The 14728-nt window shown below is 72.0% G+C and carries 15 protein-coding genes and 1 pseudogene; 11 read left to right on the top strand and 5 right to left on the bottom strand.

Going from position 1 to position 14728, the window contains the following annotated elements:
• Positions 1 to 52 precede the first annotated feature (52 nt).
• Positions 53 to 853, bottom strand: a complete 801-nt coding sequence (locus HB662_RS02720) for an SDR family NAD(P)-dependent oxidoreductase (RefSeq protein WP_168046864.1) — start codon at positions 851 to 853, stop codon at positions 53 to 55.
• 163 nt (positions 854 to 1016) lie between these two features.
• Here HB662_RS02720 and HB662_RS02715 point away from each other — a divergent pair, with 163 nt between their 5' ends.
• The 4 genes from HB662_RS02715 to HB662_RS02700 are packed head-to-tail and all read left to right on the top strand — an operon-like array spanning position 1017 to position 4315.
• The gene (locus tag HB662_RS02715) at positions 1017 to 1727 is read left to right on the top strand and encodes an IclR family transcriptional regulator (protein ID WP_168046862.1); all 711 of its coding nucleotides are present in this window, start codon (positions 1017 to 1019) and stop codon (positions 1725 to 1727) included.
• A 13-nt stretch (positions 1728 to 1740) separates the two neighbouring features.
• Positions 1741 to 2298 (top strand): carboxymuconolactone decarboxylase family protein, encoded by a 558-nt coding sequence (locus HB662_RS02710; protein ID WP_168046860.1) that lies wholly within the window; start codon positions 1741 to 1743, stop codon positions 2296 to 2298.
• Positions 2295 to 3335, top strand: coding sequence for an amidohydrolase family protein (locus tag HB662_RS02705; RefSeq protein WP_168046858.1), 1041 nt, complete (start codon positions 2295 to 2297; stop codon positions 3333 to 3335). The genes HB662_RS02710 and HB662_RS02705 overlap by 4 nt, the downstream gene beginning before the upstream one ends.
• Positions 3332 to 4315: a Bug family tripartite tricarboxylate transporter substrate binding protein gene (locus HB662_RS02700; protein ID WP_168046856.1), complete on the top strand. Its 984-nt coding sequence runs from the start codon at positions 3332 to 3334 to the stop codon at positions 4313 to 4315. Before HB662_RS02705 ends, HB662_RS02700 begins: the two co-directional genes overlap by 4 nt.
• Before the next feature lie 6 nt (positions 4316 to 4321).
• Here HB662_RS02700 and HB662_RS02695 read toward each other — a convergent pair whose 3' ends face one another.
• Both HB662_RS02695 and mdlC read right to left on the bottom strand, forming a co-directional pair.
• Positions 4322 to 5287: a Bug family tripartite tricarboxylate transporter substrate binding protein gene (locus HB662_RS02695; RefSeq protein ID WP_168046854.1), complete on the bottom strand. Its 966-nt coding sequence runs from the start codon at positions 5285 to 5287 to the stop codon at positions 4322 to 4324.
• A 36-nt stretch (positions 5288 to 5323) separates the two neighbouring features.
• The gene (gene mdlC, locus HB662_RS02690) at positions 5324 to 6913 is read right to left on the bottom strand and encodes a benzoylformate decarboxylase (protein WP_168046852.1); all 1590 of its coding nucleotides are present in this window, start codon (positions 6911 to 6913) and stop codon (positions 5324 to 5326) included.
• A 130-nt stretch (positions 6914 to 7043) separates the two neighbouring features.
• Between mdlC and HB662_RS02685 the strand changes: the two genes are divergently transcribed.
• Positions 7044 to 8267 (top strand): serine hydrolase domain-containing protein, encoded by a 1224-nt coding sequence (locus HB662_RS02685; protein WP_168046850.1) that lies wholly within the window; start codon positions 7044 to 7046, stop codon positions 8265 to 8267.
• A gap of 13 nt (positions 8268 to 8280) precedes the next feature.
• On the opposite strand, the gene HB662_RS02680 is transcribed toward HB662_RS02685, so the two are convergent.
• Positions 8281 to 8721: a zinc-ribbon domain-containing protein gene (locus HB662_RS02680; protein ID WP_168046848.1), complete on the bottom strand. Its 441-nt coding sequence runs from the start codon at positions 8719 to 8721 to the stop codon at positions 8281 to 8283.
• A 116-nt stretch (positions 8722 to 8837) separates the two neighbouring features.
• Here HB662_RS02680 and HB662_RS02675 point away from each other — a divergent pair.
• From HB662_RS02675 to HB662_RS02660, 4 genes and pseudogenes are all read left to right on the top strand, one after another.
• Positions 8838 to 9506: pseudogene (locus HB662_RS02675) on the top strand (cell division ATP-binding protein FtsE); the annotation flags it as partial.
• A gap of 337 nt (positions 9507 to 9843) precedes the next feature.
• A complete protein-coding gene (locus tag HB662_RS02670) occupies positions 9844 to 10710 on the top strand; it encodes an FtsX-like permease family protein (protein ID WP_168046844.1) in 867 nt (288 codons plus the stop codon).
• Positions 10707 to 11360 carry an ElyC/SanA/YdcF family protein gene (locus HB662_RS02665; protein WP_168046842.1) on the top strand — a complete coding sequence of 218 codons (654 nt, stop codon included), beginning with the start codon at positions 10707 to 10709 and terminating at the stop codon, positions 11358 to 11360. The genes HB662_RS02670 and HB662_RS02665 overlap by 4 nt, the downstream gene beginning before the upstream one ends.
• Positions 11357 to 12109, top strand: a complete 753-nt coding sequence (locus HB662_RS02660) for a lysophospholipid acyltransferase family protein (RefSeq protein ID WP_168046840.1) — start codon at positions 11357 to 11359, stop codon at positions 12107 to 12109. Before HB662_RS02665 ends, HB662_RS02660 begins: the two co-directional genes overlap by 4 nt.
• Before the next feature lie 266 nt (positions 12110 to 12375).
• Here the strand turns inward: HB662_RS02660 and HB662_RS02655 are convergent, their stop codons facing one another.
• Entirely contained in the window at positions 12376 to 12993 is a 618-nt protein-coding gene (locus tag HB662_RS02655) for a gamma-glutamylcyclotransferase (protein ID WP_342449428.1), read from the bottom strand.
• A gap of 40 nt (positions 12994 to 13033) precedes the next feature.
• Here HB662_RS02655 and HB662_RS02650 point away from each other — a divergent pair, with 40 nt between their 5' ends.
• Positions 13034 to 14164 (top strand): DUF2125 domain-containing protein, encoded by a 1131-nt coding sequence (locus tag HB662_RS02650; RefSeq protein ID WP_168046838.1) that lies wholly within the window; start codon positions 13034 to 13036, stop codon positions 14162 to 14164.
• 128 nt (positions 14165 to 14292) lie between these two features.
• Positions 14293 to 14697 (top strand): hypothetical protein, encoded by a 405-nt coding sequence (locus HB662_RS02645; protein ID WP_168046836.1) that lies wholly within the window; start codon positions 14293 to 14295, stop codon positions 14695 to 14697.
• Positions 14698 to 14728 lie beyond the last annotated feature (31 nt).

Genomic DNA, 14728 nt, shown 5'->3' with positions numbered 1-14728 from the left:
ATCCAGGCGCATCTTGCGGATTGCCAGGCGTTGCCGCCTGGCCCGGAAAGCTTCAGCCGCAGCGCACGGACATGCCGCCATCCACCACCAGCTCGGTCCCGGTGATGAAGCGCGCTTCCTCCGAGGCCAGGAACAGCACGGCATTCGCCGTGTCCCGCCCATCGCCGGCGAAGCCGAGCGGGATGCGCGCTAGGCGCTGCTTGATCAGCGCATCGACATCGCCGCCTGCGCGCTGGCCGGCCAGGCGCACTTCCACCATCGGCGTGTGCATCTGGCCCGGCACCACGGTGTTCGCGCGGATGCCCTTGGTGGCGTACTGGATTGCGACGACGCGGGAGAACTGGATCACGCCGGCCTTCGACGCCGCATAGGCGACCTGCGCCGCGCCGGTCCAGCGGATGCCGCTGGTGGAGGCCAGGTTGACGATGGCGCCGCCACCGGCCGCCTCCATCACCGGGATCACATGCTTGCAGGTCAGGAACACGCTTTTCAGATTGTGGTCGATCTGCGCGTCCCAGACCTCCTCCGCCATCTCCACCGGTCCGCCGGCCGCGGAACCGCCGACATTGTTCACCAGGATGTCGATGCGGCCGTGCTCGGCGACGATGCGCGCGACGAGGGCTGCGATGGCGGCGCTGTCCGTGACGTTGCATTCGGCGGCGTGGAAGATGCCCTGCACCTCCGCCACCCGCTGCGCGGTTTCGTCCATCGCGGCCATGTCGCGGTCGACGCCGATCACGGTGGCACCTTCGCGCGCGAAGCCCACGGCGATGCCGCGGCCATTGCCCCAGCCTGTGCCGACAGACCCCGCGCCGGTGACGAGGACGATCTTGCCGGCGAAACGTGCGGACATGTGGGGTCTCCGATTGGTGGCGGGTCTTGCCCGTCCTGCCGCGGCGATAGCGGCCTTCTCCACCAGGCGCAACACACTTCCATGCTGCGGAAAGACCCGCTAGGCTTCCCGGGTGAGGAAGTCCAAGGACCTGCCCGCGCGCCCCCGGCGTGCGCCCGAGATCATGCCTGAGGCCCTGGGCACGGTGGAGGGCAATGTGCGCGCGGTGGACCGCGCCCTGGCGCTGCTCGACGCGTTCCGGGAGGAAGACGGGCCGCTGCCGCTGGCCGATCTCGCGCGGCGCAGCGGGCTGCACCTGACCACCGCGCTGCGGCTGCTCGGCACGCTGGAAAGCCACGGCTTCGTCACCCGCCTGCCCGCCGGCGGCTATGTGCTGGGCGCCACGCTGCTGCTGCTGGGCGAGCGCTTCCGGCGCAGCCTGCGCCTCGATGACCATGTGCGCCCGGCACTGGAACGGCTGCGTGGCGAAAGCGGCGAGAGCGCCACCTTCTTCGTCCGCGACGGCGACCGCCGCCGCTGCCTGTTCCGCCTGGAAAGCCCGCATCCGGTGCGCGATTTCGCGCGGGTGGGGGAAATGCAGCCGCTCGGCATCGGCGGGCATGGCCGCGCGCTGCTGGCGCTGGACCCGCCGCCCGGCGAAAGGCCGCGCCTGCCGATCATCAGCCGGGGCGAGCGGCTGCAGGATGTGGCCGCCATCGCCGCCCCGGTGCTGGGGGCGGAGGGCGTGGTGGCCGGGTCCATCGGCCTGACCCTGCCGCTGTACCGCTTCGACGCCGCCGCCGAACGGCTTTGCACCACGCTGGTGATGCAGGAGGCGCTGGCGGTCACCGCGGCGCTGGGCGGCGACCCCGCGCCGATCGCGGCTTTGGCCTGAGGAGAGAGATCGCATGGCCCGACTGAAGCTACCCGCGGAAGCCGACCGCACCCCGGAACAGGCGGAAGCCTGCGCGGAGGCCACCGCCGGCATCCGCGGCCGGGTGCCGGCGCCGATGATCGCCTGGATCCGCAACCCGGAACTGGCGCGCCGCGCGCAGAAGCTGGGCGAGTTGCTGCGCTACCAGACCACGCTGGAGCCGAAGCTGAGCGAGCTCGCCATCCTGGTCTGCGCGCGGCACTGGACCTCCCATTACGAATGGACGGTGCATAAGCGCGAAGGGCTGAAGGCCGGCATGGACCCGGCGGTGGTTGCCGCCATCGCGGCGCGGCGCGAGCCCGCGCTGGCCGATGACCGGGAACGCGCGGTGTATGAGGTGGCACGCACGCTGATCGGCACCGCGCGGCTGCCGCAGTCGCTGCATGACCAAGGCACCGCGGTGCTCGGCCAGCGCGGCATGGTCGAGCTGGTGGCGCTGCTCGGCTACTATTCGATGGTCGCGCTGACGCTCAACGCCTTCGAGATCGGCCTGCCCGAAGCACATGCCGAGGAATTGGAGCCGGCATCATGAGCACGCATTATTTGCCGGTGCGCGAGGATTGGCTCGCCACGACGTCCGAGGAAATCCTCGACCCCGGCCAGATGATCGTCGATCCGCACCACCATCTCTGGGACCGGCCGGGCTGGCGCTACCTGCTGGATGAGATGCTGGCCGATATCCGCGGCGGCCATGATGTGCGCGCCACCGTCTTCGTGCAGGCCCGCGCCATGCACCGCGCGGGCGGCCCGGCGGCGATGCAGCCGGTGGGGGAGACGGAATTCGCCAATGGCGTCGCCGCCATGTGCGCCAGCGGCGGCTATGGCGATGTGCGCGTCTGCGCCGGCATCGTCGGCTTCGCCGATCTGCGGCTGGGCGATGAGGTGCGCCCGGTGCTGGAGGCGCATTGCCGCGCCGGCGGCGACCGTTTCCGCGGCATCCGCCACATCGCGACCTGGGATTTCGAGCCGGAGCTGCTGAACCCGGCCTACCAGCCGGCGGAAGACATGCTGGACAGCCCCGGCTTCCGCGCCGGCTTCGCGCATCTGGCCCCGCTCGGCCTCAGCTACGATGCCTGGCTGTATTTTCATCAACTCCCGCGCCTGATTTCGCTGGCGCGCGCCTTTCCGGGCACGCCGATCGTGCTCGACCATTGCGGCGGCATCCTGGGGATCGGCCGCTTCGCCGGGAAGCGGGACGAGGTCTTCGCCGAGTGGCAGCGCCACATGCGCGAATTGGCCAGCTGCCCGAATGTGATGGTCAAGCTCGGCGGCCTCGGCATGCGGCTGCCGGGCTTCGGGCTGGAGAAGGGCGCCACCGCTCCGTCCTCCGCCCTGCTGGCTGAGACCTGGCGGCCCTGGATGGAAGCCTGCATCGAGATCTTCGGCACCAGCCGCTGCATGTTCGAGAGCAACTTCCCCGTGGACAAGGGTGGCTACGGCTACGTCGCCTGCTGGAACGCCTTTAAGCGCCTGGCGCAGGGCGCGAGCGCGACGGAGAAGGCCGACCTGTTCTGGCGCAGCGCCACCCGCTTCTACCGCCTGCCCATCAACGAAGGAGGAAATTCATGATCCGACGTCTCGCCCTCGGCGCGCTGCTCGGCGCGCTCACCGTGCTGCCCGCCCTGACGCAGTCCGCCGGGGCACAGCCGGCCTGGCCGGACCGGCCGATCCGCCTGGTGGTGCCCTTCGGCGCCGGCGGCCCGAGCGACATCGTGGCGCGCATCCTGGTGCCGAAGATCTCGGCCACGCTCGGCCAGCCGGTGGTGGTGGACAACCGCGCCGGCGCCGGCGGCGTGACCGGCGTGAACGTGATCGCGCGCGCCGATCCGGATGGCTATGTCTTCGGCATGGGCAGCGCCGGCGGTTTGGCGATCTCGCCGGGCCTCGATCGCGGCACGCCCTACAACCCGCTGACCGACCTGGCGCCGCTGACGCTGGGCGTGCTGGTGCCGGAGCCGCTGGTGGTGCCGGTCGCCGCCGGCTTCCAGACCATCCAGGAACTGATCGCCGCCGCCAAGGCGCGGCCGGGCGCGCTGAATTTCGGCTCCACCGGATCGGGCAGCATGCCGCATCTGGCGGCGGAGCAGCTGCGCGCCGCGGCGGGGCTGGATATCGTCCACATCTCCTACCGCTCCGGCGGTGCGCTCTCCACCGCCATCCTGACCAATGAGGTGCAGCTCGGCTTTGCCGACCTGCCAGTGCTGCTCGGCCATATCCGTGGCGGCACGATGCGGGCGCTGGCGGTGGGCACGGCGGAGCGCCTGTCCTGGATCCCGGATGTGCCGACGATGCGCGAAGTGGGCCTGCCCTCGGTCGATGCCAGCAACTGGCACGGCTTCGTCGCGCCGGCCCGCACGCCGGAGCCGATCCTGGCCGCGCTGCACAGCGCCGTGGCCGGCGCGCTGAACGACCCGGATATCCGCCGCCAGCTCGATGGCCAGGGCGCCATCCCGGGCGGCAATAGCCGCGCCGAGTTCGGCGCCTTCATGCGCAGCGAGCTGGAGAAGTGGGGCGCCGTGATCCGCGCCAACAACATCACCGCCGAGTGATGCGCCTTACTCCGCGCGGATATTCGCCGCGCGGATGACCGGGGCCAGCACCGCCTTCTCCCGCGCGATCAGCGCGGCGAAGTCGGCGGGGCTGCCGCCGCCCAGGATGGCGCCCTGCTGCGCCAGCCGACCGCCGATGGCGGGGTCGCGCAGCGCCTCGCTGACCGTCGCGGCCAGGCGTTGCACGATGGCATCGTCCGTCCCGGCCGGGGCGACCAGGCCGAAGGCGGTGCCGAAGGTGAAGTCGATACCCTGCTCCGCCATGGTCGGCACATCCGGCAGTTGCGCCAGCCGCGTCGCGGTAGCGGCGGCCAGCGGGCGCACCCTTCCGCCGGTGATCTGGCCCAGGATATTGGGTAGGTTGTCGATCACGAAGTCGATCTGCCCGCCGACGAGATCCGTGATCGCCGCCGCCGCGCCGCGATAGGGCACGTGCTGGATGTCGGTTCCCGTGGTTTGCTTGAACAGCTCCAGCGCCAGATGCAGGCTGGTGCCCGGCCCGGCGGAACCGGCGGTGAGCCGCCCGGGTGCCGCCTTGGCCGCGGCGACCAGCGCCTGCACATCCCGCCACGGCCGCTCCGGCCCGACGCAGAGCACCTTGGGCGTGCTGATCAGCAGCACGATGGGGGCGAAGGCGGTCTGCGTGTCGAAGGGCATGGTCCGGTAGATGTACTGGTTCACCGCGACGGGCCCGAGCGAGCTGGCCAGCAGCGTGTGGCCATCCGGCGCCGATTTCGCCACCACATCTGCGCCGATATTGCCGCCGGCGCCGGCGCGGTTCTCCACCACGAAGGGCTGGCCGAAGCGTTCCGTCAGGCGCGGCGACAGGGCGCGGGCCAGCGTGTCCACCAGCCCGCCGGGCGGGAAGGGCACCACGATGCGGACGGGTCGGTTGGGCCAGCCTTGCCCGAAGGCGGGCGCGGCAAGCAGCGCGGCGGCGCTGGCGAGGGTGTCGCGGCGGGTGATGGGCATGGGCGTGATCTCTCCCCGTGATCATCGACCTGTTGTTCAGGCCTTGTGGTAGAGGGTGGGGATCGCCGCATCGACGACGACCTCCACCAGCATTGGTCCCTCCGCCCGGCAGGCCTCGCGCAGCGCGGCGTCCAGCGCGTCGGGGTGGGTCACGCGGATGGCGGGGCAGCCCATGCCCTCCGCGATCCGTACGAAATCGAGGCCGGGCAGGTCGATGCCGGGGATATCGCGCACCTGCATCGCCTGGCCGATGGAGCGCATGGCGCCGTAGCCGCCATTGTTGATGACCACCGTGGTCACCCGCAGCCCGTGCTGCACGGCGGTCCACAGCGCCTGGGGCGAGTACATCATCGACCCGTCGCCGATCAGGCAGACCACGCGCTGGTCCGGCTTCGCCAGCGCCACTCCGATGGCTGCGGGCAGGCTGTAGCCGAGGCCCCCGCTCGCCATGGTGAAGAAGCTGCCCCAGCGCGTGCGCGGCATCTGCGCCTGCATGGCTGGGCGGTGGGAGGGAGCCTCCTCCACCAGGATCGCATTTTCGGGAATTGCCAGGTGCAGGCGGTGCAGCAGCCACGCGGCGGGAATGGGATCGGCGGGCAGCGGTGGCGGTGCGGCGATGCGCGGCGGAGGCGGCGTGCGCCGCATCTCCGGCAGCGCGGCGTGCAGCGCCGGGATGGCGAAGCGCAGGCTCCCCAAAATGCTGGTGCCGGCCGGCGCGCTGGCCGCCGTGTCGCCATCGGCCGTGAGATGAAAAATCGGCACGCCGCGGCGGAAGATCGCGGCCTCTCCCGCCACATGGAAGGTGAAGACCGGCGCGCCCACCACCAGCACGCAGTCGAAGGGCGCCAGCGCGTCGGAGACGGCCTGCGGCGCGGCAGCGAGGAAGCCGGCGAACAGCGGGTGATCCTCGGGGAAGGCGATGCGGCTGGCGAAGGGGCTGGTCAGCACCGGCGCGCCGATCGCCTCGGCCAGGGCCACGAAGGCGGGGCCCATGCCTTCCTGGTCCACCTCCGGCCCCGCCACCAGCACCGGCCTGCGGGACGCGGCCAGGGCCTGCGCGGCCTGTCCGATCAGCGCCGGGTCGGGCGCCACATCGGCGGAGAGGATGCGCGGGACCGGCGCCTCGCAGGGCCGGCCCCAGTCATCGGCGGGGATCGAGACGAAGCACGGCCCGCAGGGGCGGCGCTGCGCGATCCGGAAGGCCTGGCCGATGGCGGCGGGCACATCCTCCGCCCGCGCCGGCTCGATGCTGAATTTGACGTAGGGCTTCGGGAAGTTCGCGGCTTCCGTCGCGCCCAGGAAGGGCTGGTTCGGCAGCAGCGAGCGCACCTGCTGGCCGGCGGTGATGACCAGCGGCGCCTGGTTGCGCTGCGCGGTGAAGATGTTGCCCAACGCATGGCCGACACCCGCCGCCGAATGCAGGTTGACGAAGGCCACTTGGCCGCTGGCGCGGGCATAGCCATCCGCGATGCCCACGACGCAGGCTTCCTGCAGGCCGAGGATGTAGCGGAAATCACCCGGGAAGCGGTCGAGGAAGGGCATCTCGGTGGAGCCCGGATTGCCGAAGATGGTGGTGATGCCGAGCGACCGCAGCAGGTCCAGCGTCGCCTGGCGCACCGTGGGCATGAATGATCCCTGCTTCCCGGGGTTTCCTCAACATCGAGCATAGGTGGCGCGCGCGCGGCGCCGCAAGCCGGCTCGGCAGGGCGGGAAAGATCGGGTTATCCTGGCGGCCGAGGCATCGGAGCAGGGCAGCATGGACAGCATCAGCATCGCACGGCCGGAGGATGTCGGCCTGTCCGCGGCGAGGCTCGCGCGCATCGATGCGTGGCGGGATGGGCTGGTGGCGGATGGCAAGGTTGCGGGTGCGACCACGCTGGTGATGCGCCGCGGCCAGGTGGCGCATTGCGCCAGCAGCGGCCTGGCGGATCTGGCGCGCGGCGTGGCGATGACGCCGGAGACGATCCACCGCATCTATTCGATGACCAAGCCGCTCACCAGCACCGCCATCATGATGCTGTATGAGGAGGGGCGCTTCCAGCTCGACGACCCGATCAGCCGCTTCCTGCCCTATTTCGCCGATCAGCGGGTCTGCACCGGCGGCGCGCGCGGCAAGGTGGAGACGGTGCCGGCGATGCGCGGCATCACCTTCCGGGATCTGCTGACGCATACCTCGGGCCTGACCTATGGCTTCATGCAGGCCACGGCGGTCGACGCCATGTATCGCGACCAGGGCATCGATTTCGGCAGCGCCGAGACCTCGCTGGCCGAGGTGGTGGAGGCGCTGGCAAAGCTGCCGCTGATCGCGGAGCCGGGCACCGCATGGAACTACTCTGTCTCAACTGACGTGCTGGGCTACCTGGTCGAGGTGATTTCCGGCCAGCAGTTCGGAAAGTTTCTGAAGGAGCGGCTGATCGATCCGCTCGGCATGGTGGATACCGATTTCCATGTGCCGGAGGGGCAGGGCGCGCGGTTCGCGGCGAATTACGCACTTGGCGCCGACCGCGCGCTCAAGCTGATCGATGACCCGGCGACGAGCCGCTACCTTTCACCCCGAAAAGTGCATTCGGGCGGCGGCGGGCTGGTCTCCACCGCGGCGGATTACCTCCGCTTCTGCCGCATGCTGCTGAACAAGGGCGAGCTGGACGGCACGCGCTACCTCGGCCGCAAGACGGTGGAGCTGATGATGAGCAACCACCTGCGCGGCGACATGGCGGCGATGGGCCAGCCGCGATGGTCGGAAAGCACGGCGGAGGGCATCGGCTTCGGCCTCGGCTTCTCCGTCACGCTGGATCCGGCGCGGGCGCAGATCCTCGGCACGCCGGGCGAATGCGCCTGGGGTGGCGCCGCCAGCACCGCCTTCTGGGTGGACCCGGCGGAGGATATGGCGGTGATCCTGCTGACGCAGCTCATGCCTTCCTCCACCTGGCCGCTGCGGCGGGAACTGCGGGTGCTGTCCTACCAGGCGGTGGTGGACTGAAAGCTGCCGGAGTTCAGGCCAGCCCGAGCAGCGCGTAGAGCCGCTGCGAGGGCGGCCAGGCGGTCATGATTTCCGCCCGGAAGGCGTAGCCGGCATAGGCGGCCAGTGCGAGCACCAGCAGCGTCACCAGCCAGCCGGCCAGGGCGAAGCGGTCCGGCGGGCTGGACGGGGCATCGGCCAGGCGGTCCTGCGCCGCGGCGCCCGGCGGCGGCGGCGGAGTGCGCGCCGATTCGGTGGGGGAGGCGGTCGGCGCGCCCATCACCTTCCCGGGCGCCGGGGGCGCGGCGGGCGGAATGCTTCGCGGCGGCGGCTCCGACTCGGTTGCCGGCGGCTCCGGCAGCGCGGCCCGGAAGCTGTGGCCGCAGCGGGCGCAGCGCAGCGTACGCGGCCCGGCGGCCAGAGCCTGGTCCGGGACATCGTATTCGGCGCTGCAACTCGGGCAGGAAATTCGCATGCAGGCACAGTTTTGCGGCGCCGCGAGCCCGGCGTCCAGCCACCAAGGCGCGTGCATGACGCATTGCCATGACGGGATCATTTGGCGCCGCGCCCGCTGCGTGGCAGACAGGGCCGATGGTTCGCTTCGAGGCGGTCGGCCTCCGCTACCCAGGCGGCGGCCCGCATACCGGATCATGGGGACCGGAGGCGCTGGTCGACGTGACCTTCGCCCTGCCCCAAGGGTCTTTCACCTGGCTGCTTGGCCCCTCCGGGGCGGGCAAATCCTCGGTGCTGCGCCTGATGCACCTGGCGCTGCGCCCGACGCGCGGGGAGGTGGAGGTGCTGGGCCTGCGCACCGCCGGCGCCCGCCGCGCCGCCCTGGCGCCGGTGCGCCGGCGAATCGGCGTGGTGTTCCAGGATTTCCGCCTGCTGCCCTACCTCTCCGCCTTCGACAATGTGGCGCTGCCGCTGCGCCTGGCCGGGCGGCCGGAAGCCTCGCTGCGCGCCGATGTGGCGGAGATGCTGCGCTGGGTGGGCCTGGCGGCGCGGGCGGATGCGCTGCCGCCGGAGCTTTCGGGCGGCGAGCAGCAACGCATCGCCATCGCCCGAGCCGTGGTGCACCGCCCGGCCCTGCTGGTGGCGGATGAGCCGACCGGCAACCTGGACAACCACCAGGCGCGCCGCCTGCTGGCCCTGCTGCGGGAGATGAATCGCCTGGGCACCACGGTGGTGGTGGCGACCCATGACGAGGACCTGGTCTCCCGCTTCCCCGCGCCTTCGCTGCTGCTGCACGATGGCCGGCTGCATGACGTGGATGGCGCGCGTGGCGTGCATGCGGCCGATGGCGACGATCCGAACGGCCATCCCGGCGCCTGGCCAGAAGCCCCACCGCCAGATCATTATCCGCCGCCGGAGCAGGCCTACCCCGGGGAAGCCCAGCCGGAGCGCACCGAATCGCGGCACATCGGGCCGGAGCGCACCGGGCCGGAGCGCATTGGGCCGGAGCGGGCATTGCCGCCGCCGGATCCGGTTGCCGACCCGGGAGATTTCCCGGAACCGCCGCGCCACGCGAACCGCCCGCCGCCCTACATCGTCCGCCCGCCGGACCCGCGCCGCGGACCGCATCGGGGGCCGTTGCCACGTGGCTAGGCGGCGTCGCTATTCGCGGGACCCGCTGGGGCTGCGCCGCGCGATGTCGGGCCTGCTGCTGCCCGGCCTGGTTGCCGCCATGGCACTGCTGGCGGCGCTCGCCCTGGCCGGGGCGCAGGGGGCGGCGACGCTGGCCGAGCGCTGGCAGCGCGGTGCCGCCGCGGCGGTGACGGTGCAGATCCCGGATGCCGATGCGGTGCGGCTGGAGCGTGCGGTGGCGGCGCTGCGCGGGATGCCGGAAGTGGCCTTCGCCCAGGCGATGGAGCCGGAGCGGCTGGCCGGGCTGCTGCGCCCCTGGCTCGGCGACAGCCCGGCGATCAGCGTTCCCGGCGTGATCGAGCTGCGGCTGCGCGATTCGCGCACCGACCCGGTGCTGATCGGCGACCGGCTGGCAAATGTGGTGCCGGGCGCGATGGTGGAGGCGCATGGGCTGTGGGTGCAGCGGCTGGCGGCGCTGGCGCGCAGCCTGCAGGCCATTGCGCTCGGCGTGCTGGTGCTGGTGGCGGTGGTGGCGGCCGCGGTGGTGGCGGTGGCGACGCGCGCCGGCCTCGCGGCACGGCGCAACGCGATCGAGGTGCTGCACGGGCTGGGTGCGCGGGATGGCGACATCGCCGGCCGCTTCGCCCGGCGGCTCGGCCTGCTGGCAGCCACCGGGGCACTGGTCGGCGCCTGCGTCGCGGTGCCCGCGCTGGCGCTGCTGGTGGACCTCGCCGGCCCCTGGGTGGGCGCGGAGGGAAGGCTGGATGGCCTGGCAGGCTTGCCCTGGGCCGGGCTGCTGGCGCTGCCGCCGGTGGCCTACCTGGTCGGCTGGGCCACCGCGCAGGCCACCGTGCGGCGCTGGCTGCACCAATTGCCGTGAAGCGCCTGCTGATTCTGAGCGGCGGGATCGCCCTGGCCGGCGCGTTGCTGCTCGGCTGGGGCTTCGTGGTGTTCCTGGGGGGCACGACATCCCCGGTGGAGGACCCGGTGCGGCCGACCGAGGCGGTCGTCGTGCTCACCGGCGGCGGCGATCGGGTGGAGACGGCGCTTCTGCTGCTGGAACAGGGCGTTGCGCCGCGGCTGCTGGTCTCCGGCGCCAATGCCGGGCTGACGCTGGCGGAGCTGGCGCGCGCGCATGGGCGCGACCCGGCGGCGCTGGCAGGGCGGGTCACCCTCGGCCGGGCGGCGGCGACGACGCTGGGCAATGCGGTGGAGGTGGCGGCCTATGTGCGGGGCCGCGGCATCAGCTCCATCCGCCTGGTGACGGCGGGCTACCACATGCCGCGCGCCCTGCTGGAACTGCGGCGGGCGGCGCCGGGGCTGACCGTGGTGCCGCATCCGGTGGTGCCCGCGGTGCTGCGCGAGGATGCCGACCCTGCCGCCCAGCCTGCCAGTCGCCCCGCTGGCCGTGGCCGCGGTCTGCCGGGGTTGCGCCGATGGACCCTGCTGTCCGGCGAGTATCTGAAGTATGTGGCCGCAGCCGCCGGGCTCACCCGTTTCCTGCCGGCGAAGGAGCAGGCGAAACGATGATCTGGCTGCGGTCCCTGGTATTCAACATTCTGTTCTTCGGCATCACCGCCGTGGTCGGCTTCATCGCGATCCCGACCCTGCTGATGACGCGGGGCGCCGCCGTGCAGGTGACGCGGCTCTGGGCGCGGCTCGTGATCCTGGCGCTGCGCTACACCGTGGGGGTGCGGGTGGAGGTGCGGGGGTGGGAGAACCTGCCGCCGGGCGGCGTGGTGATCGCCGCCAAGCACCAATCGGCCTTCGACACCATCATCTGGCTGAGCCTGCTGGACCGGCCGGCCTATGTGATGAAGAAGGAACTGCTCTCGATCCCGATCTATGGCTGGCACGCCCGCAAGGCCGGCATGATTCCGGTGGACCGGGAAGGCGGCGGACCCGCTCTGCGCAGCATGCTGCGCGCCGCCACCGCGGCGGTGGCCGAGGGGCGGCAGGTGGTGATCTTCCCCGAGGGCACGCGCACGCCGGTCGGCCAGCGCGTCGCGTATCAGCCCGGGGTGGTGGCGATCGCCTCCGGTACCGGGGCGCCGGTTGTCCCGGTGGCGACGGATAGCGGGCGGGTCTGGGGCCGGCGGCATTTCCTGAAGCGGCCCGGCCTGATCCGCATCGTCATCCTGCCGGCCCTGCCGGCCGGCCTGAACCGGGCCCGGCTGCTGTCCTCATTACAAGAACAGATCGAAAGCACAACCGACCGATTGATGTCCGAGCCGCAATTCGGTCATCCACCGGAGCCTGTGGATAAATCTGTGGGTTGACAGGCCGGCGCTGGGCTTCCGGCTGTGGCCGGCGTTGAGGCGAATTGTTTCCAAAACAGTCCAAACCCTTGATCAGACGTCAATCCGGTCGCGGGAGCATTTCCCCAACCCATTGATAATGCTGATCTATGCCATCGTCTCCAGCCGCTGGTTCCGCCGGGTGGAAGATGTAGCTTTGCGAAGCGCGGCAAGGGGTTAGGGGGCACCGGGGGCGGTGGATTAATTCTGGCGTAGCCGCCGCGAAGTGATCTGTCGCACCGGGTATATTATAGGACCGGAACAAGTTCGGGGGCGCTCGGGAGCAGCGCCGCCACGCGCGCCAGGCCCCGGTCCCGCATCCCCAACGCGGCCAGATGGTGCAGCGTGTTCAGCAGGTAGTCGCGGTTCGGGCCCATCTGGCCGACGCCCTGCGCGATCGCCTGCGCCACCGCCGCATCGGCCAGGCCGCGCACGTACAGGCGGCAGCCGCGATTGGCGACGTAGGTGACGGCCGGCACCGCCGGGCTGCCCGGCGCATCCAGCCGGCGCACCCGCAGCACGCGGCGGTGATAGACCACCTCCGCACCATCCGGCAGTTCCCGGTCGTCCAGGTAGCGCAGCACCTCCGCCGCCGCCGCCGCGGGCACGCGGAACACCACGCCCCGGCAGGCGCCGCCGCGGTCCAGCCCCAGCACCAGGCCCGGCGCCTCCGGCGTGCCACGATAGTGGTGCGACCACAGGCAGAAGCGGCGGTGATAGCCGCTCAGCAGCGCGGGATGGCAGCCGGCATGCTCGAAGCCGGGCCGCCAGATCAGCGAGCCATAGCCGAACACCCACAATGCGCCGTCGTGCAGCGGTGGCGGCGACGGCTCGGGGAGGGGGGGAATGGGGGAGGATGCCTGCACGGATGGACCAGCATCGGCTATACAGTCGCCCAGGATGGAAATGAAGACCCCGGCCCCCGCGCCCCCGCGCCCTCCCGTCGCGCCTCGGCGCCACCCAGGCGCGCCCCGGCGGCGCCCCCTCGGCCCGCGCCTGGCGCTCGGTGCCCTGCTGCTGCTGCTCGCCCTCGGCGCCGGCCATGCGGTGCTGTGGCGGATGATGGCCAACCAGCTCGAGGCCGGCCTGGCCACCTGGGTGCAGATCCGGCAGGCGCAGGGCTGGCGCGTGGACCATGCGCCGCCGGTGCGCGGCGGCTGGCCGTTCTCCGCCACCCTCACCCTGGGCGCGGTGCGGTTGGAAGGCGGCGGCGCCACCGTGCCCGGCGGCCTGGTGCTGGAGGCGGAGCGGGTGGTGCTGCGCGTGACCCTGCCGCGGCTGAACCGGCTGCGCGTGGAGATGCCCGGCGCCCAGCGCCTGCGCCTGGCCGGCGGCGAATGGCGCTTCGCGGCGGATGAGCTGGTGGCCCTGCTGCCGCTGGAGGCCGACACCCCGCCGCGGGAGGCTGTGTTCCTGGCGGAACGGCTGCGCCTGTCCACGCCAGCCGGGCCGATGGAAGTGGGCAGCGCCCGGCTCGCCGCCGCCAGTTCCTCCACGGCGACGGAGGCCGAGCCGGCGATCACGCTGGACCTTTCGGCCGAGGAGATCGACCTGCCCGTCGCGGCGGACGCCGCCCGCGGCTTCGGCCGCCGGATCGAGGCAGTGCTGGCCGAGCTGTCGCTGAGCGGGCCCATGCCTTTGGGCCGCTCGGCGCCGGCGGTGCGGGCGGAAGCCTGGCGCGATGCCGGCGGGTCGCTGGAACTACGCCAGGTGGCGCTGCGCTGGGGCCCGGCGGAGGTCGCCGCGGCCGCGACCCTGGCGCTGGACGAGGCGCTGCAGCCGATGGGCGCCGGCACCTTGCGGGTGACCGGCGCCGCGGAAGCCCTGCAGGCGCTGACCGATGCCGGCGTGGTCGGCCGCCGCGCCGCCGGCACCGCGCGCATCATGCTGCCGCTGATGTCCCGCCCCGCCCCCGGCGGCGGCACCGAGATCGAGGTGCCGGTCACGGTGGAGGACCGCACCTTGGCGATCGCCCGCATCCCGGTGCTGCGGTTCCCGACCTGGGATTGGCCGGCCGCCGCCGCAGTGCCGCGCTGAAGCGGCGGAGCCACGGCATCGCCTATCGCGGGCATAGAGGAGACGATCTGGAGGCGTAACCGAATTACGCCTAGCTTCACCTTCGTTGAGGGGCGGACAGCGCTCCTCCCACCCGAAGGAAGCCCAAGATGTCCCGCATGACGCTGACCGCCCTGGCGCTGGGCCTGGCCCTGCCCCTGATGCCCGCCGCCATCCCGCAGGCGGAGGCGCAGGGTAACGTCTGCCGCAACCGCGTCTTCGTCGATTCGGTGTACCAGAACGGCCTGGGCGGCAACCGCTACGAGTACATGGTGCAGGTCCGCAACGGCACCAGCGCGCCGGTGACCCTGCAGCTGAACTTCGCCGGCTTCGGCAGCACCGTGACGCTGTTCAGCCCGCAGCTCACCGGCATCACCCTGCCGGCGCATGGCAACCAGACCATCCGCTTCGGCAATGGCACCAACGGCAATATCAACATGGGCAATGTGACCGTGGTGTATGACGGCCCGGCCACCGCCGCCCGCGCCTCCGTCGCCGCCACCAACTGCCGCTGATGGATGCGGGGCACGCCGCCGGCCGAGTGCG

The sequence above is a fragment of the Falsiroseomonas frigidaquae genome (assembly GCF_012163145.1).
Taxonomy (GTDB): Bacteria; Pseudomonadota; Alphaproteobacteria; order Acetobacterales; family Acetobacteraceae; genus Falsiroseomonas; species Falsiroseomonas frigidaquae.
The sequence above is the reverse complement of the archived record's forward strand: the minus strand, read 5'-3'. Positions and strand labels throughout refer to the sequence as shown.